Genomic DNA, 17,721 nt, shown 5'->3' with positions numbered 1-17,721 from the left:
GACGTCTTTCTCCCCCTAGCTCGCGGAAGAGTGAATGGGATCAATGCGATAAGTCCTCGCATGGATTTGCCGTGACATGCTAGATTGTCAGCTTGGCGTTTGGGCGATCCTATGAAGGGGGATGTTCACATGAACAGATTTCGCACATTCGTGATGGCCGGCGCTCTGATCACGCTTTCGGCGATCGCTTCGGGCTGTACATCGACGGGGAGATACGACTATGGCGAGGATACATCCCTGAATCCGGCCTGTGCCGGCGGTTTCCGTCCCAGCGATAATCGGCCCTGCTCTTATTGAGCCAAAGCCAATAGGGCTCACCAAGTTCCGGTAAGCGCAGAGGCCGCAAGCAATAGCCCGGTCAGAATATTTGCCAGGAACAGACGATAATTCACCTCCGGACGAGAAAGGTCGATCCGCCGGGTTTGCCAGGCAAGGTGCGCGGCTATAGCGAGCATTCCAAACGCATAGGGCAGAGACATGCCCAACAGCCAGCCTCCGACAGACCACGCAACGATCGTCAAGGCGTAAAACAGGCCGATGATCAGCTTGCCATGCCGGCCGAACAGGATTGCCGTCGATTTCAGGCCGAGGCTTCTGTCGTCTTTCGCATCGACATAGGCATAGACGGTATCGTAGCCGATCTGCCAGGAGATGGCTCCCGCCCACATGAGGACGGCACCGGCAGGAATATGGCCGGCTATTTCGGCCCAGGCCATGAGCATGCCCCAGTTGAAGGCCGCGCCCAGCACCGCCTGCGGCCAATGGGTGAAGCGTTTGCAGAGCGGATAGATGAACACAAGGGGCAGGACGCATAGGGCGACGAGCCGCGTGTAGGGCGTCAGAAACAACAGGAGAGACGCCGCCAGGGCGAGTTCGATGCCCAGAAAGGTCAACGCCTGGCCTACGCCGATCTGCCCGCTCGCCAGAGGCCGAAAACGGGTTCGCTCGACATGGCCGTCAAATTTCCGGTCCGCGATATCGTTGATCGTGGAACCGGCGCTTCTCATCAGCAGGGCGCCGAGCGTGAAGACGACCATTTGTTTGATATCGGGCAGGCCATGAGACGCCTGAAACAGCGCCGCCCAGCATGGAAAAAGCGTCAGCCATATTCCGACAGGACGATCCAGCCGTGCTAGCCTCGTGTAAGGCCGCCACGTGATTGGCAACCAACGATCCACCCAGTCACCCCGGTGAATATCGCTCAAATCCGGGCGGCTTAACGCGCTCATGGCATGATCCAAAATTCTTAATGAAAGCAGTTATTTCGTATCTGGGATTAGCGGCTGCAGAATAGGGGCTTTCGCAGTCATTGCAATGATCGCCCTGCGCCAATGACCCATTCAGCCTGTGTGGGAGAGAACATTCAGCAGCTTTCCGCTGGGGTCGCGAATATAGAAGCGACGAACGCCCCAAGGCTCGTCTGCTGGCCCATAGAGGATCGCATGACCGACCTTCGTCACGCGTCGATAGACCTCGTCCACATCGTCGACCTCGATCGAAATGTCAGGCACTGCGGTTCCCGAACCGCCTTCCGTCGCAATCCCGATCTGAGTGATTACTCGCCTGTCGGAGGCAAGGGTGACGATCCAGCCATGGTCCATGACGACATCAAGGTCGAACAGCTCGGAATAGAAGTTTCGCACCTCTTCAATGGAAGGGGTGGCGATATTCGGGACGATGCGCAGCACTGTCATGGTGTTCCTCCCTGCAGCATCGGCCCGAACACCGAAATCGATTTTCGGAAAGCCTGACGCGTAGAGTTAAAGAGTTAGAGCATCCTTTGTGCGTCCGAATGGACACACGGCGCTCTTCGCGTGAAAGGGAAATAGCATTTGGTCGATCAGCGGAACAGTTCAGGCTCTGTCTGCCGAACTGTTCCGCATGTCGTCGTCAGCGGACCTCAGATGCTCGCCTGCAGTCCATAGAGATTGGCATAGATGCCACCGCTTGCCGTCAGCCTGTCATGATTGCCTTCTTCGACGATGCCGTCGCCGGTGAGCACCAGAATGCGGTCGGCATGGCGGATCGTCGAAAGGCGATGGGCGATGACGAGCGTCGTACGCCCCCTGGCAAGTGTCAGGAAGGCCTGCTGCACGGCCCGCTCGCTTTCATTGTCGAGCGCGCTCGTCGCCTCATCGAAGATGAGGATGGCAGGGTTCTTGAGGAAAGCGCGAGCGATCGTCAGCCGCTGGCGCTGTCCGCCCGACAGTTTTACGCCGCGCTGGCCGATGTCGGTCTGATAGCCCTGCGGCAATGCCATGATGAAATCATGCGCATGGGCAGCGCGTGCGGCGGCTTCCACCTCCTCGTCTGTCGCATCCGGGCGACCGTAACGCAGGTTGTCCGCCACGGTGCCGGCGAAGAGATAGACATCCTGCTGCACGACGCCGAGATGCCGGCGCAGCGAGGCGAGCGTCACATCGCGGATATCGGTGCCATCGATTTCGATCGATCCATCCGTGACATCATAGAAACGGGGAAGCAGCGCGCAGAGCGTGCTTTTCCCCACGCCGGATGGGCCGACGAGCGCCACGAATTCTCCAGGCTGGATGGTGAGCGACAGGTTGCTGAGCACGTCCGTCCCGTCGTCATAGCTGAAATCGACATTCGAAAGCCGGATCTCACCCTTCGGGGTGCTCAACGCACGGGCCGAGGGGCGATCCACAACGTCGGGGTCGATCTCCAATATCTCCATCGCCCGCACGAAGCCCGTATAACCCTCCTGCCAAAGCCGGGCGAGGTTCGCCATCCGCTTGACCGGATCAACGAGTACCCCGACGCACAGCAGGAAGGTCAGGAGATCGGCAATGGTGAGTTCCGCCGCAAGGATGCGCAATCCGCCGAGGATGACGACCAGAAGCGTAATGATCTGGGCGAATGTCTCGGCACCGGCGGAAAACCAGGCCTCGCTGCGATATCCATCGGCGCGGCTTTCGAGGAAGCGTCTGTTCAGCGCCGCAAAGCGTTTCCGCTCCAGGTCTTCATTGGCAAAGGACTGGACGACCCGAATGCCCGCCAACGCGTCTTCCACCCTTTCGTTGACGGCGGCGATCTCCTGCTTGCTCGCCTCAAGCGCACGGTTCATACGCCGGTTGAAGTGCAGCGCGTAAGCTACTGCAAACGGTGTCAGAAAAAGGATCAGAAAGGCTAGCTGCGGATCGATGAAGAACAGCACTGCCATCGCCCCGCTATATTTGAGGATGGCGATCAGCAGGTCTTCCGGACCGTGATGGAAAAGTTCACCCAGCCAGAAGGAGTCGCCGACGATGCGGCTCATCAACTGGCCGGTGCGGTGCCGGTCGTAGAAGCCGAAGGATAGCTTCTGGCAGTGATCGAACAATTCCTGCCGGATATGCGCCTCGATATGCGCGCCCATCATGTGGCCGCGATAATCGACGAAGAAGATGGCAGCCGTCTCGACCGCCACGATCGCCAACATGACGCCGCCAATGCCGAGAATCTGCCAATAGGCCGAAGCCGTGTCGGTGAGCTCGATGAGATGGTTCATGACGATGTTGGCGCAGAGCGGAAGGGCTACTGCGGCGGCAGCGACGACGACTGCACAGGCGATGTCCGCCATGAGCAGGGGAAGATGCGGCCGGAAATAGGACAGGAACTTGCGCAGGCGCATCTGGCGCCAGTCGCGGGTTTTCGATGCGGTTGAGAAGGTGCGATTATGACGCTGCGGTTTTTTCTCCGCGCGTGGAAGCAAACTGGACATGAAGACGGATATCCTGAGTGTTGATCTTGTTGTTCTGGTTGATCAGGATCGTTTTCATAGGTGCCTCCCATCGGCGTGAAACAGGGGCTGCGCACCTTTCAGGCAGCGCGGCCTTGCTGATAGCGTGCCGCTTTTAACGCAAAACGCCGCGAAAGGCGACTGTCTTTTGCTTTGGCGCATGACGGCGGCAGGTTTGTGCAGGAGCTCCGGACCATTTCCGCTTACGGATCCGGCCCGCTGATCTCTTCCTGCAAGCGCTCGAAAGCCGTTGGAAACAACGTGGCAGGTGGGCTGTAAGGATTGGAGAAGGCGTAGATGAAGAAGAGAATGATGCCGGTAAAAACGCCGAAGATCGACAGCAGCAGCAAGTTGCGGCCGTCAGGCGGGTAGGGGTAATAACCGATGGCGGTAAAGATAACGCCGGAAACCGCGGCAAACCAGAAGATCAGGCTGATGGAGTCGGTGCCGCTGTTTTCCCTCCGGTCGCGGGATTCCGAAATCATATGGATTTCTTCGAGCATGTGGCCGCGCAGGCTCTCCTGCTTGGCATTGACGGGAGCCAGTTCGAGAATTCTGAGATAAGCGTTGTTCCATTGATCCCAGGCCGCCGAAGAGAGTTCGCCGGTGCGCCCGAGTTCGCCCCATTCCTGCTCGATGACGATGCGGACATAATCTTTCAGCGCCTTCTGGATTGGCGCCTGTGCTTCCGGGCCATAGCGTTCAGCATCATAGAAGACATCGCCGACCGCATTGCTTTCCACTGTGCTTTCCGTTCGCAGCGCTTGGTATTCGATCATTTCCTGCGCAAAAACGAGGGCGAGGATGAGAGCATGCAGGCTGGCGATGCGAGTGATGACTGAACTTGCCAGTTCCCTGTCGCGCCCGCCCGGGTCACCGCCCATAAGCAGATGCATGAAATAATAGGCCGCAAGCACCGTTGCGGTCGTGCCTCCAATGATGGCAATGCCGATCAGAACCGACGCCATTTAGCTCCCCTCACATGGGAGAGTGTAAGGCTTTCATAGCAGGCGGGCAATCGTATTGGGTACTAACGAAGCAGACTGTCGAAGACAGGCATGCCGCCGATCGCCGAGGCTGCGATCAGAATGTAGCAGGTCATGCGGAAGGTGCTTTCCTTGGCGAACCCGAACAGCTTCGAGCCACCGTAGAGGCCGAGCGCATAGGCGGGCAGCGTGACGATGGTGAGCGCAAAGACCGTGGAGACGAACAGCCCACCGAAATAATAGCTGACGAAGCTGAAGACCGTGGAGATCGAAAAGTACAGGATGACGTTCGAGCGCACACGCGTGAAGTTACTGCTGCCGCCTAGCCAGTAGGCGACAACAGGCGGCCCGCCGAGTTGTGCCGCGCCGCTGAAGAGACCGGCAATAAGGCCGATCGCCGCGCTGAGCGGAGCGACCGGCTTGCCATGATAGCGCCAGCCGGAGACAAGCAGCGCCAGCAGGCAGATGGCGATCGCCGAGATGATCCAGCGCAGCAAAAGCGGGTCCATGAGCGCCAAAACCGCCGTTCCGGCTGGAACACCGAGGGCGGCACCTGCTGCCATCGTGAAGACCTCGCGCCTGTCCGCCCCGCGCCATGCGGCCGGGATCATGCCGAGCGTCGCGAGCCCGTCGATGACGAGCAGTACAGGCGAGGTGAGCTTCGGCCCGATGACGGCGCCGGCAAGCGGGATGAAGATGAGCGCTGCGCCGAAACCGGAAAAGCCGCGGGCAAGCCCGGCGACCAAGGCAAAGACGATAAGCGCGTAAATGCCGTGATCGGGCAGCGCGGCATCAAACCAGGCCCGCAGGCCGGTCACCAGCGCTTCCAGCGTCATCGATCAGGCTCCATAATTTGGATTGGGAGACAGGGCGGAGGCCCTGTCGTCGCACTCATCTGACAACAGGCAAATGCCCGATGTCACGCGCCCAGCATCAGATCCATGTTCTGGACAGCGGCACCCGATGCGCCCTTGCCGAGATTGTCGTAGACGGCGACGAGAAGCGCCTGGGCCGTATCGTCATTGGCAAAGACGTGCAGGCGCATACGGTTGGTGTCGTTGTAGATTTCGGGGTTGAGCTCCGCAGTGCGCTCTGTCGTCTCGAAGGCAGCGACTTCGACGAAGCCCCTGATACCGGCATAATAGTCGGCGATCGCGGCATGCAGCTCGGCACCCTTCGGCACCTTGGGCAGATGCGAGAGCTGAAGCGGTACGGTCACGACCATGCCCTGCGCGAAATTGCCCACCACCGGCTGGAAAAACGGCACGCCCGAGAGCTTGGCGTAGCGCTGCAGTTCCGGCAGGTGCTTGTGCTTGAAGCTCAGGCCGTAGGGCATGTACTCAGGCGCATCCTCGCCCCTGGCGACATAATCCTCGATCATGGAGCGGCCGCCGCCGGTATAACCGGAGATGCCGTTGACCGTGACCGGGAAATCGGCCGGGACGAGGCCTGCCTCGATCAACGGGCGTAGCGTGGCGATCGGTCCCTGCGGCCAGCAGCCGGGATTGGCGACACGCTTTGCCGAGGCGATGATGCCGGCCTGCTCCTTGCTCATTTCCGGGAAACCATAGGCCCAGCCTTCGGCGACGCGATGCGCCGTCGAAGCGTCGATCACCTTGGTGCGGTCGTTCTCGATCAGGCTGACGCTTTCCTTGGCGGCATCGTCGGGCAGGCACAGGATGGCGATATCGGCCTCGTTGAGGAGGGCGGCGCGCACCGACTTGTCCTTGCGGCTCTCGGTCGGGATGGACAGCAGTTCAATATCGCGGCGCTCGGCCAGACGTTCGCGGATCTGCAGACCCGTCGTTCCAGCCTCGCCATCGATGAAGATCTTTGCTGCCATGATTATCCTGCACTTTCAGTGGTTTGTAATTGCTTCCGGAATCAGTTTGCCATGAAGTTGATTCAGTTTGATAACGGCATTCATCCTGCCGTCGCGCGCCGTTCGGCGTGGAGGCCCAGCATATACATCGCGACCGTCGCCCCCGCAATGGCGGTGATATCGGCGTGGTCATAGGCCGGAGAGACTTCGACGACGTCGGCGCCTCTGACATCGAGCTGCTTCAGCCGCTGCAGCACGGAGAGGATCTTCGCGCTGGAGGGGCCGCCCGCAACCGGCGTCCCGGTGCCCGGCGCAAAGGCCGGGTCCAGGCAGTCGATATCGAAGGTGAGATAAACGGGCGAACCTTTCGTATGGCTGATGATCGCGGAAGCGACTTCCGTCGCGCTCATCTCCTCGACCTGATGGCCGTAGAGCAGATGGATGCCGAAATCGTCAGGCGCATGCGTGCGGATGCCGATCTGGATCGAGCGATCAGGATCGATGAGGCCGGCCCGGACTGCGCGCGCCACGAAGGAGCCGTGGTCGATGCGGCGCTCGTCGTCCAACCAGGTGTCCTGATGCGCGTCGAACTGCACGAGCGCCAGCGGGCCATGACGTTCGACATGCGCCTTCAGCAATGGCCAGGTGACATAGTGGTCACCGCCGAGGGTCAGCAGGAAGGCGCCGCTGTCGAGGATGGCGCTTGCCTGCCGCTCGATGGCTGCGGGCGTGTCCTGATGATTGCCGTAGTCGAGCAGGCAGTCGCCATAGTCGATGACGGCCATTTCGGCGAAGAGATCGCGCTGGAATGGATATTGCGGATCATTGTCGAAGATCGCCGATGCGCGGCGGATCGCCTGTGGCCCGAAGCGCGTACCCGGCCGGTTGGAGGTCGCAGCATCGAAGGGAATGCCCCAGACGACGGCATCGGCTCCGGTCAGATCCTTGGTGAAGCGGCGGCGCATGAAGGAAAGCGCGCCGGCAAAGGTCGGGTCGGAGGCAGCCGATGTCAGGCTCTGTGCCGTGAAGGCATGGTCGATGGTTCTATTCGCCATGGGAGGCTCCTTCCTCGGCGGTAAAGTCATAGGCGCGTTCTACCCGCGCAATGCGAACCTTATATTGCTTGTACCAGCGCTTACGGCCGAGGTGCTGGGCGGCGAGATGGTTTGCCACCTGTTTCCATGCCTTCAGGCTGTCTTCGTCGGCCCAGTAGGAATTGGTGATGCCGAAGCCATCGGCATCCCGCGCGCTTTCGGCCCCAAGACAGCCCGGCTGCTGCAGCGCCAGTTCCGCCATTCGGTCTGCCATCGCGCCGTAACCATCGTCGCCGTCGGTACGAACAGAGGAGAAGGTCACGACGTAATAGGGCGGCTCGGGCGTGGTGGCGAAGGGTGAGGGCTGGGTGGAGGACATGATCGGGTTCCTTGTCTCTAAAGGAAGGGGTAGGCGAGCTTCCGCCAGATTTCAAGGAAACCCATTTCAAGCTAGGGGGCGGATCTTGTCCGCCGCCCCTTTGATCTTAGCCGCGAGCGCGGATATGGCGCAGCGCAAGCAGGGTGATGATACCCATCACCGTGCAATAGCCGGCGAGCGGCCATGCCGTATTGCCGTCCAGCAGCAGCACGAAGAGCGTGCCGATGCAGCCGACAACAAGGCTTTCGACGCAGAAATAGAGCGCAACCGCCGTTCCGGCTGTTTGGCCAAAGGCCGCCAGCGCACCGTTCGCTGTGACGGCGGTCGTCAGCACGATACCGACGGCAATCACCCACATCGGCAGGACGAAGCTGGCGAATGAGGGGGCAAACAACACCTCGCCCACGCCGAGGAGCAATGCGCCCACAAGAAGCAGGCCCATACCGCGGGCAAGGCTGCCGGCCATTCCCCATCGCACGACGAAACGGCCGGCGAAGCGTGCGGATATGATCATCACCGCTGCCGCCGTCGCGAAGGAAAGGCTGAATGCGAAGCCCGAAAAGCCTGCATGATCGATCAGAACACGAGGTGCGGTGGAAAAGAATACGAAGAAGGCTCCCATCGCCGCGCTGAAGCCCATCGTGTAGGTCCAGAAATGCGCATTCGCTAGGATTGCGCGCATGCTGATCGTTGTATTGGCTGATGCCGCAGGTCTCGTTTCGTGCCAGCCCCGCAGCGCATTGAGGATCGCCGCAATCATCAGTCCGCCGAGCAGCAGGAAGATGGCACGCCATCCGGCATGATCGGCCATCAGTGTGCCGGCGATCGGTCCGAGCGCCGGCACGAAGGAGAGGATCGCGCCAAGCAGGCTGTAGATGACTGCGCCTTCCGGCCTCACGGCATAAACATCGCGCACCGTTGCAAACGTCGCCACAAGTGCCGCCGACGCGCCGGCCGCCTGGAGCAGACGCAGCACGACGAACAATGTGGCCGATGAAGTGGCTGCGAGCAGCAGCGAAGAGGCCGCAAACAGCAGCGCGCCGCCAAGCAGCACCGGGCGCCGGCCGATCCGGTCCGACAGAGGGCCGAAGAGCATCTGTCCGGCGCCGAGTATCAGCATATAGAGGCTCAGCGTCAGTTGAACGACTGTCGCCGATGTGCCGAGGGCTTCAGGCATCGTCGGAACGACGGGGAGGTAGATGTCCATGGCAAGCGAGGCCAGGATATCGAAGGGTGCCAGAAGCAGCATCGCTGCCGGCAGGGAGCAAGTCCAGTTCCTGTTTTGGGAAGGCATAGGTATTCATCCGCTCGAATGAGTTCATCCGGTGGCGATCTGCCTTCTCATCGCAGTCTGGATTGATCGGACAGATGCCGCAACAACATCAAAAGGTTGCTGCGGCCTATCTGTCTGCGGACGGGGTGGCTCCCATGTCAGGTCCTGTCTTGTCCGGTTTGAAACCTGGCGTCGATTTAGCAGCCGGGTTCTGCGCCGGCAATAGATGAATGCTGCGCGTTGACTTCACAAATCGCTTCCAAGAAGCTGCGGCACCAAACAGCAAGGAGCTACATCCAATGTTCGATCACGTATCAATCGGCGTCAAAAGCCTGGACAGATCACGCCAGTTTTACGATGCGGCGCTGGCGCCGCTGGGTTACGAGCGGCTGTCGAATTTCGACGGGACGATGGGGTATGGCGCCGAACGCCCTGCTTTTTGGGTCAGCGAAGTTGAGCGGCCGGTGCCCGCCGATCGCGGGTCGGGGCTGCATTTCTGCTTCGTCGCCACGAGCGAAGAAGCCGTCGATGCCTTCTATGCTGCCGCTTTGGCCAATGGCGGCGAGGATAATGGTCCGCCCGGCATCCGTCCGGATTACAGCCAGTTCTATTATGCCGCCTTCATCATCGATCCTGATGGATATCGGCTGGAAGCCTTCTTCAACAAGCCCGAATAAACGAAAAGGCCGGGCGCGAGCCCGGCCTTTCCATGAAAGCATATCCAGAAAGCGATTAGCGCTTCGAGAACTGGAACGAACGGCGGGCCTTGGCCTTACCGTACTTCTTACGTTCGACGACGCGGCTGTCGCGGGTCAGGAAGCCACCCTTCTTCAGGACCGGGCGCAGGCCCGGTTCGAAGTAGGTGAGGGCCTTCGACAGACCGTGGCGAACGGCACCGGCCTGGCCGGAAAGACCGCCGCCGGCAACCGTAGCGATGATGTCGAACTGGCCGTCGCGGGCAACAGCTACGATCGGCTGGCGCAGGATCATCTGCAGAACCGGACGTGCGAAATATTCCGCGAATTCCTTGCCGTTGACGATGATCTTGCCGGAGCCCGGCTTGACCCACACGCGGGCAACAGCGTTCTTGCGCTTGCCGGTCGCGTAGGAACGGCCAAGCGAGTCGACCTTGCGGACGTGAGCGGGAGCAGCAGCGGCTACTTCCGACGACGTGCCGAGATCCTTCAGGGAAGAGAGGTCAGCCACTATCAGGCGCTCCTTACGTTCTTCTTGTTCAGCGAGGCGACGTCGAGGACGGACGGCTGCTGGGCTTCATGGGGATGGTTCGGGCCGGAATAGACGCGCAGGTTCTTCATCTGGCGACGGCCGAGCGGCCCGCGCGGAACCATGCGCTCAACAGCCTTCTCGAGGACGCGCTCCGGGAAGCGGCCTTCGATGATCTGGCGAGCGGTACGCTCCTTGATGCCGCCGGCATAACCGGTGTGCCAGTAGTAAACCTTGTCGGAATACTTCTTGCCGGTGAAAACGACCTTGTCAGCATTGATGACGATGACATTGTCGCCGTCGTCAACGTGAGGCGTAAAGGTTGCCTTGTGCTTGCCGCGCAGGCGCATGGCGATGACGGAAGCGAGACGGCCAACGACGAGCCCTTCGGCGTCGATGACAACCCACTTCTTCTCCACCTCTGCAGGCTTCTGGGAGAAGGTTACCATAATTGTTACTCTCTCTTGGATCCCCGTGCCCGAAGGCGAGGGGCGTTTCTTGTTGCTTGGTTTGGCTGGCTGAAAGACAGGCCAAAAAGAAAACGGCCCCGAAAGGCTGCATTTCCGGCGCGGCTTATAGCGGCAATCGAATAGCCGGTCAATATAAGCCGTTCCGAGCGCTGGAAAAATAAGGAAATGAAAACAACGGTTTATCTGTGTGGTATATAAATACCTCACATTAACAGGTCTGGAAAGGCCGAAGTTTTGCACTTTGGCCCGTGGCGGCGCCGTATTCGGCTCGAAATTGCCCCACCCTTGTGGCAAAAGGGCAGGACATAGACAGCACACAGGAATATCCCATGGCCGAGATCGTATCCTTCCGCAAGGACAACAACAATTCGGGCGATGGCGCCCTTGTGCTCCGCCAGCTGTCCGGCGGGATATTGCGCCTGACGCTCAACAACCCGCCGGCCAATGCCCTGTCGATATCGACAATGGAAACGCTGATGGGCGAGCTGCAGGGGGCGGCCGACGACGAGGACGTGCGCATCGTCGTCATCGCTTCGAACGGCAATGTCTTTTCCGCCGGTCACGACCTCAAGGAACTGACCGCTCATCGCGCCGACGAGGACGATGGCGTCGCCTTCTTCGAGGAGACCTTTGCGCTGGCCGCCGACCTGATGCTGGAGATCACGCGCCTTCCGAAACCAGTCATCGCCGAGATCGACGGGCTCGCGACCGCAGCGGGCTGCCAGCTCGTCGCAAGCTGCGATCTTGCTATCTGTACGGATACGTCCACCTTCTGTACGCCGGGCGTCAATATCGGCCTTTTCTGCTCGACACCGGCTGTCGCCGTCTCCCGCGCCGCCCACCGCAAGCAGGCAATGGAAATGCTGCTGACGGGCGAGACGATCGACGCCTCGACTGCCAAGGATTTCGGCCTGATCAACCGTATCGTACCGAAACAATACCTCACGCAGGTCGTCAGCAAATACGCTTCCGTCATCGCCTCGAAGTCGCCTCAGGCATTGAAGATCGGCAAGGAAGCCTTCTACCGGCAATTGGAGATGCCCATTGTGGAAGCCTACGACTATGCCGCAAACGTGATGGTCGACAGCATGCTGACCGGCGATGCGCACGAGGGCATCGGCGCCTTCCTCGGCAAACGCACGCCCGAATGGAAGGGCGAGTGATCAGGCGAGCTTCAGGATCAGGCCGCCGAGCGCGATGATGATGCCGGCGAGGTAACGCCAGACGCTGGCCTTTTCCTTCAGCACCACAACCGAGATGACAAGCGCAAACAGGATGGCGGTTTCCCGTAGTGCTGCCACCGTCGCAACCGGCGCCTTCGTCATCGCCCAGAGCGCCAGCCCGTAGGAGGCGATCGAACCGGCGCCGCCGATCAGCCCGCGCGCCCAGTTGCGCTTGACGTGAGTGGCGACAGCCACCAGACCGCGCTGCGACAGCGCCCAGGCGAAGAGCAGAACCGGCGGCAGAAGCGACATCCACAAAGTGTAGGAAACCGCATTGCCGGAAAGCCGGGCGCCGATGCCGTCCACATAGGTATAGGTGGCGATGACGCAGGCGTTGATGAGCGCCAGCATGATCGCGCGGCGGCTTCCGTGGCGGGCTTCGAAGGCGAGCGTAAGGATACCAGCGCAGATCGTCATAGTGCCGGCAAGCGCCCCGCCCGTCAGGTTCTCTCCCAGGATGAAGCCGCTGGTGGCGACGATGAGCAGGGGGGCGGCGCCACGCATCAACGGATAGACCAGACCGATATCGCCGGCCCTATAGGCGGCGGCGACCAGCTGGAAATAGGCAAATTGCAGGATGGCGGAGGCCCCGATGAAGGGCCAGGCCTGCGGCTGCGGCAGGGGAAGCAGGGGAAGGAAGGGCAGTGAGGCGACCGCGCCGCCGGCAGAGATCAGCGCCGCATCGAGCGACTTATCCGTGCCGGCTTTGATGATGGCATTCCATGTCGCATGCAGAAGAGCACCGAAAAGGACGAGGAGAACGACGTCGAGGGGCAAGATGGCTGATCCGGGAGCAGTGCAACAAAATATGGGAAAACGTCACAGCTTTCCCGTTTAAACCTGCTGTGAAATAACAACCTGCGTTTGTTCTATTTGATCTGAAGGTGTGTTCCGCATGTCCGAATTTTCAATAGCATGGATTGACCAGCTGAACAATTGCCCACCGTTGTAGCAATTTTTGCGTGCGCTCGAAATACGTTCAATTATGCTCACCTTACTCAACTATGAGATGTTCCTAATGGACGCGTGAACATATAGTGATCAAATTATGCATGAAAGGTGAAGCTCTTCCGAAGCAGGAGATTGTCGACAATCCTATGATGCTGAAATGTAGATATTATTCTATAACTTTGAAATGATTATAAATTTGCAACTTAAGAAAATAAGCCTGGAATTTTTGTATCCTTGAATTGAACATCGATCCTTTCGCGCATGCGAAAGGATCGATAATATTCAAAATTCCGAATGAACGCGGGTTAGAGACTATAGTGTGGGATGAAGAGCATCCCGTCCTGGTTGTCTATGTTCTGGCAGTTCAGCACCTTGCACTTGGGGTTGTCCTTGGAGGGAATGCTCGTCCATTCCGCATAATCGGTCGCATCGCAGTAGTTGCTGTTGCGGACATAGCGGTCGTAGAGGGGAAGACCGCGCGGCGAGGTGTAGCGAAAGATGACGGCGCCTTCACTGTGGATCGCCGCCCGCACGCTCTGGCAGGTCATGGCAAGCGGATTGTAGCGCGAGATCGCAAGCGCCGGCGAGGCGGTCAGCACGAGCGCGAGGGCAAGGGCGATTTTTTTCATGGCACAATTTCTCCCTGATATTCCGGCACCTATATATACGTCCAAAACTGGCCGACGGTTTCAATGAATCGCGACTGTGAAATCCGCCCCTGGTGACACCAGACTGGAGAACCCTGATGAACTATGATTCCTATGCCGACGACTATCTCTCCGGCATTCTGAAATCCGTGAGAACCATCGCTCTGACAGGGGCTTCGCCCAATCCGGCCCGACCGAGCAATGGTGTCATGGGCTACCTCCTGTCGCGTGGCTATAAGGTCATTCCCGTCAATCCGGGGCAGGCGGGCAAGCAGATCCATGGGCAGACCGTTTATGCCCGCCTTGCCGACATTCCCGAACCGGTCGACATGGTCGATGTGTTCCGCGCATCCGAATATCTTGATGGAGTGGTGGATGAGGCCCTGGCACTCGATCCCCGCCCGCAGGTTGTGTGGGCGCAACTCGGCGTCAGCGACGATGCGGCCGCCGCCAAGGCAGAGGCCGGCGGCATCAAGGTCGTCATGAACCGATGCCCGGCGATCGAATATCCGCGTCTTTTCGGCTGACGCCATCAGGCAGGACGGATTTTCCCCGGAACGTGCTGCGGTTGAAAAAGATCGCGGTTAACTTTCGCAGTCGAGCGGCTATGATCGCGCCCGTCAACAACAGTACGGGAGGACGAAATGGCCAAAAACGATCCGGGATTCAACACGCTGGCGATCCATGCGGGCGCTCAGCCCGATCCGGCGACCGGCGCGCGGATAACACCGATCTACCAGACGACGGCCTTCGTCTTCAACGATTCCGATCATGCCGCAGCCCTGTTTGGCCTGCAGCAGTTCGGCAATATCTACTCGCGCATCATGAACCCTACCCAGGCGGTTCTGGAGGAGCGTGTCGCGGCGCTTGAGGGCGGCACGGCAGCACTCGCCGTCGCCTCCGGCCATGCGGCGCAGATGATCGTCTTCCACACGCTGATGCGCCCCGGCGAGAATTTCGTCGCCGCCCGCCGCCTCTACGGTGGTTCGATCAACCAGTTCGGCCATGCTTTCGAGAATTTCGGCTGGCAGGTGCGCTGGGCCGATTCCGACGACCCGGATGATTTCGAGAGCAAGATCGATGACAAGACGCGGGCGATCTTCATCGAGAGTCTTGCCAATCCCGGCGGTACCTTTGTCGATATTGCCGCGATCGCCGAAATCGCCCATCGCCACGATCTGCCGCTGATCGTCGACAACACCATGGCAACACCCTATCTCATCCGGCCGATTGAGCACGGCGCCGATATCGTCGTCCACTCGCTGACCAAGTTCCTCGGCGGTCATGGCAATTCCATGGGCGGCATCATCGTCGATGGCGGCACATTCGACTGGTCGAAGACCGGCAACTATCCGATGCTGTCCAGCCCGCGGCCGGAATATAATGGCGTCGTCCTGCACCAGACCTTCGGTAATTTCGCCTTCGCCATCGCCTGCCGCGTGCTCGGCCTGCGCGACCTCGGCCCGGCAATCTCGCCCTTCAATTCCTTCCTGATCCTGACCGGCATCGAGACGCTGCCGCTGCGCATGCAGCGCCATAGTGACAATGCGCTCGCCGTTGCCAAATGGTTGAAGGCTCATTCCAAGATCGCCTGGGTGAACTATGCCGGCCTGGAGGATGACCCCAACTACGCCTTGCAGCAGCGGTATTCTCCGAAGGGGGCGGGCTCCGTCTTCACCTTCGGTGTCAAAGGCGGCTATGAGGCGGGCAAGGCGCTGGTCGAAGGACTGGAACTCTTTTCGCATCTCGCCAATATCGGCGATACGCGCTCGCTGGTGATCCATCCGGCTTCTACCACGCACCGGCAGCTGACCGACGAGCAGAGGGTCGCAGCAGGCGCTGGACCTGACGTGGTGCGCCTCTCCGTTGGCATCGAGGATGTGAAGGACATCATCGCCGATCTCGAACAGTCGCTGTCGAAGATCTGATGCAGTTCGGGAAAGACAGGGGCTCTTTCGAGCCCCTGTAACCTCATGACGACGCATTGCCACAAAGGTCAATGTCGATGCCATGGGTGTCGAACCACCATTCTTTCGATTTGTCCGGATGCTTGTGGCGGAGGCGTTCGAACTTTTCGGCAATCCGCTTCTGTCGATCGGCTTCCTCGGCAAAGAAATGATGATCCACCTTGCCGCCCATAATCTGGATGCGTCTCAGCAATTTGCGCAGGACGTAACCCTGTTCCTTGTTGCCCGGAACATAGCCAGAGCGGATGATCATCATCGCCGTCGAAACCAGCGTTTCAAGCGCGGACTCCGGTGGCGTTCCATTGATCAACATGTCGAGGCGTTCGAGGCCAAACCCCACGTCGATACAAGTCCCGAGCGGGTTGACGATGTTCCCGATCTCGATTCCGTCCCTGTAGAATTCGGTACAGTATCCCGTCACATTGCCGTCGCTCCAGGTGCATTCCGGGTCAGAGATGATCGGTACCCGTCCGCTATAGAGCGGGGACCACTCGTCGACCTTGTCGGGATGAATGGTGGCGTGATCCGGCGTCAGGCCGAGCGATCCGAGAAAGCCCAGCCAAAAGTCGATAGCCTCGCCGACCGTCATCTCGCGAAACGAGAACAGCCCAAGCATGGTGAAGTAGAGGAAGTGCGTCCCGTCTCCGATCTCTTCCAAGTCGCCCATGCGCAGGCAAGCCTGGCTGTTTGCGACGGTTCCCATGTGGGATGGACTGGAGAAGAGGGGCTTGTACTGCTGCATTCCAGCGCTGCAGAAGAGCGTGGTATCGTCGTGCGGCCGTACGGATTCAATGCGTGAGAATGCAATGCCTCTGGAGAGGCAGTAGTTCTGGTATTCCTGGTTCAGGCGTCCCGCTGTGACATAGGCAACCTCCTTTGCTGTTGTTTGCCTGCGATTCATATACGGTCATGTGCAGCGTCAAACAATATGCGGCTGCCAGAGACCGGCCAGTTCATTGCGCAGATGCGCGGTGCGTGCCACCTTCGGATCATGGAAAACGAACAACATGATCCGCCCCATGGAGCGGAAATCCACCTCTCTCCCAATGAAGCGCTGGTTCTTTTCGAACTTTTGTCACGCTGGTGCGAACAGAGCAGTGCTGCGACTCCCAACGCGGAGTGCTTCGAAAGCACCGCTGAGGGGGCGGTGCTGCACAGGCTGTTGGCAGACCTTGAAAAGCAATTGGTATCGCCATTCAGGGCGGACTATGTTGCTCTCCTAAAAGAAGCTCGCGGCCGTCTGGCTGGAGGGTGGGATTATCCTACTCTCAGGGGGTGATTGCCCCAGTGTCGGATGTCTGCTTAGACGTCGGCGCTGCCGTGTGAAAAGGCGGACGATTTTATTGCGGTTCGTGCAGAGGTTTGCTGCAAAGAATAGAAAGGCTTTCATGTTCCTGCTTTCCGTTGCAGCCATCTGGGCGGTGGCCGCCATTACGCCGGGTCCGAACTTTTTCATTGTCGTCAGAACGGCGCTGGAGGGGTCGCGAAGCGCGGCGGTTGCCGTCATCGCCGGTGTCATCCTCGGTACTTTCTGCTGGGGGCTGGCCGGCTGGCTCGGCATCAGCGCGCTCTTTGCCGCTGTGCCCTTCGCCTATCTGTTCCTGAAGGTCGCAGGCGGGCTTTATCTTTGCTTCCTCGGCGCGAAGCTCGTCTGGAACAGCTGGCGCAAGGTAAGCGGCAGTGAGCCGAATGCCGCGCCGGCAGGGATTGGTCCGAAGCAGGCCTTCTATTCGGGGCTCGCGACCAATCTCGCCAATCCGAAATCGGCCTTTTTCGTCGCCTCCCTCTTTGCAGCGACACTTCCGGTCGAGCACAGCTGGATACAGGGTGCTTCGGCTGTCGCCACGATGGTTCTGGTCTCCTCGCTCTGGTACTCCTTCGTGTTGACGGTGCTGCGCAATCCGGCCGTTGCCGGCGCCTATGCGCGCGGCCGCAAGACACTCGATGCCGCGGCCGGCGTCATCTTCATGGGCTTCGGCCTGAAACTTCTGACCTCGGCGCGGTGA

19 protein-coding genes are annotated in these 17,721 nt (G+C 59.7%); 5 read left to right on the top strand and 14 right to left on the bottom strand.

Annotation, left to right across the window (positions count from 1 at the left end; all coding sequences use genetic code 11):
• Positions 1-314 precede the first annotated feature (314 nt).
• From ubiA to cml, 9 genes are all read right to left on the bottom strand, one after another.
• Positions 315-1,229, bottom strand: coding sequence for a 4-hydroxybenzoate octaprenyltransferase (gene ubiA / locus AC1D35_RS03645; protein WP_113308456.1), 915 nt, complete (start codon positions 1,227-1,229; stop codon positions 315-317).
• A 111-nt stretch (positions 1,230-1,340) separates the two neighbouring features.
• Positions 1,341-1,694: a VOC family protein gene (locus AC1D35_RS03640; RefSeq protein WP_113308457.1), complete on the bottom strand. Its 354-nt coding sequence runs from the start codon at positions 1,692-1,694 to the stop codon at positions 1,341-1,343.
• Between the two features lie 206 nt (positions 1,695-1,900).
• Positions 1,901-3,721: an ABC transporter ATP-binding protein gene (locus AC1D35_RS03635; RefSeq protein WP_477938223.1), complete on the bottom strand. Its 1,821-nt coding sequence runs from the start codon at positions 3,719-3,721 to the stop codon at positions 1,901-1,903.
• A gap of 221 nt (positions 3,722-3,942) precedes the next feature.
• Positions 3,943-4,707 (bottom strand): bestrophin-like domain, encoded by a 765-nt coding sequence (locus tag AC1D35_RS03630; RefSeq protein WP_113308459.1) that lies wholly within the window; start codon positions 4,705-4,707, stop codon positions 3,943-3,945.
• 62 nt (positions 4,708-4,769) lie between these two features.
• Positions 4,770-5,561, bottom strand: a complete 792-nt coding sequence (locus AC1D35_RS03625) for a sulfite exporter TauE/SafE family protein (protein WP_113308460.1) — start codon at positions 5,559-5,561, stop codon at positions 4,770-4,772.
• Positions 5,562-5,644: 83 nt separating this feature from the next.
• Entirely contained in the window at positions 5,645-6,568 is a 924-nt protein-coding gene (gene argC / locus AC1D35_RS03620; protein WP_113308461.1) for an N-acetyl-gamma-glutamyl-phosphate reductase, read from the bottom strand.
• A gap of 80 nt (positions 6,569-6,648) precedes the next feature.
• Positions 6,649-7,602 carry an agmatinase gene (gene speB / locus AC1D35_RS03615; RefSeq protein ID WP_113308462.1) on the bottom strand — a complete coding sequence of 318 codons (954 nt, stop codon included), beginning with the start codon at positions 7,600-7,602 and terminating at the stop codon, positions 6,649-6,651.
• Complete coding sequence (locus tag AC1D35_RS03610) at positions 7,592-7,960, bottom strand: antibiotic biosynthesis monooxygenase family protein (protein WP_113301207.1); 369 nt, start codon at positions 7,958-7,960, stop codon at positions 7,592-7,594. The genes speB and AC1D35_RS03610 overlap by 11 nt, the downstream gene beginning before the upstream one ends.
• A gap of 106 nt (positions 7,961-8,066) precedes the next feature.
• Positions 8,067-9,254 carry a CmlA/FloR family chloramphenicol efflux MFS transporter gene (gene cml / locus AC1D35_RS03605; protein WP_477851805.1) on the bottom strand — a complete coding sequence of 396 codons (1,188 nt, stop codon included), beginning with the start codon at positions 9,252-9,254 and terminating at the stop codon, positions 8,067-8,069.
• Between the two features lie 278 nt (positions 9,255-9,532).
• Between cml and AC1D35_RS03600 the strand changes: the two genes are divergently transcribed.
• On the top strand, positions 9,533-9,910 hold the full coding sequence (locus AC1D35_RS03600) for a VOC family protein (protein ID WP_113301279.1): 378 nt from the start codon (positions 9,533-9,535) through the stop codon (positions 9,908-9,910).
• A 55-nt stretch (positions 9,911-9,965) separates the two neighbouring features.
• On the opposite strand, the gene rpsI is transcribed toward AC1D35_RS03600, so the two are convergent.
• Both rpsI and rplM read right to left on the bottom strand, forming a co-directional pair.
• Positions 9,966-10,439 carry a 30S ribosomal protein S9 gene (gene rpsI, locus AC1D35_RS03595; protein ID WP_113308464.1) on the bottom strand — a complete coding sequence of 158 codons (474 nt, stop codon included), beginning with the start codon at positions 10,437-10,439 and terminating at the stop codon, positions 9,966-9,968.
• 2 nt (positions 10,440-10,441) lie between these two features.
• The gene (rplM, locus tag AC1D35_RS03590) at positions 10,442-10,906 is read right to left on the bottom strand and encodes a 50S ribosomal protein L13 (protein ID WP_113301210.1); all 465 of its coding nucleotides are present in this window, start codon (positions 10,904-10,906) and stop codon (positions 10,442-10,444) included.
• 350 nt (positions 10,907-11,256) lie between these two features.
• Here rplM and AC1D35_RS03585 point away from each other — a divergent pair, with 350 nt between their 5' ends.
• Positions 11,257-12,090 carry an enoyl-CoA hydratase gene (locus tag AC1D35_RS03585; protein ID WP_477851803.1) on the top strand — a complete coding sequence of 278 codons (834 nt, stop codon included), beginning with the start codon at positions 11,257-11,259 and terminating at the stop codon, positions 12,088-12,090.
• Here the strand turns inward: AC1D35_RS03585 and AC1D35_RS03580 are convergent, their stop codons facing one another.
• Both AC1D35_RS03580 and AC1D35_RS03575 read right to left on the bottom strand, forming a co-directional pair.
• The gene (locus AC1D35_RS03580) at positions 12,091-12,927 is read right to left on the bottom strand and encodes an EamA family transporter (protein ID WP_477851802.1); all 837 of its coding nucleotides are present in this window, start codon (positions 12,925-12,927) and stop codon (positions 12,091-12,093) included. It abuts the gene before it with no gap.
• Between the two features lie 479 nt (positions 12,928-13,406).
• A complete protein-coding gene (locus AC1D35_RS03575) occupies positions 13,407-13,730 on the bottom strand; it encodes a hypothetical protein (RefSeq protein ID WP_113308466.1) in 324 nt (107 codons plus the stop codon).
• Positions 13,731-13,846: 116 nt separating this feature from the next.
• Between AC1D35_RS03575 and AC1D35_RS03570 the strand changes: the two genes are divergently transcribed.
• A complete protein-coding gene (locus tag AC1D35_RS03570) occupies positions 13,847-14,275 on the top strand; it encodes a CoA-binding protein (protein WP_113510530.1) in 429 nt (142 codons plus the stop codon).
• Between the two features lie 117 nt (positions 14,276-14,392).
• Positions 14,393-15,676 carry an O-acetylhomoserine aminocarboxypropyltransferase gene (locus AC1D35_RS03565; protein ID WP_113301215.1) on the top strand — a complete coding sequence of 428 codons (1,284 nt, stop codon included), beginning with the start codon at positions 14,393-14,395 and terminating at the stop codon, positions 15,674-15,676.
• Between the two features lie 43 nt (positions 15,677-15,719).
• On the opposite strand, the gene AC1D35_RS03560 is transcribed toward AC1D35_RS03565, so the two are convergent.
• Positions 15,720-16,616, bottom strand: coding sequence for an alanine--tRNA ligase-related protein (locus AC1D35_RS03560; RefSeq protein WP_477851800.1), 897 nt, complete (start codon positions 16,614-16,616; stop codon positions 15,720-15,722).
• Positions 16,617-17,103: 487 nt separating this feature from the next.
• Between AC1D35_RS03560 and AC1D35_RS03555 the strand changes: the two genes are divergently transcribed.
• Positions 17,104-17,721: a LysE family transporter gene (locus AC1D35_RS03555; RefSeq protein WP_477851799.1), complete on the top strand. Its 618-nt coding sequence runs from the start codon at positions 17,104-17,106 to the stop codon at positions 17,719-17,721.

Source organism: Rhizobium sp. P1_E6, assembly GCF_056405875.1.
The sequence above is the reverse complement of the archived record's forward strand: the minus strand, read 5'-3'. Positions and strand labels throughout refer to the sequence as shown.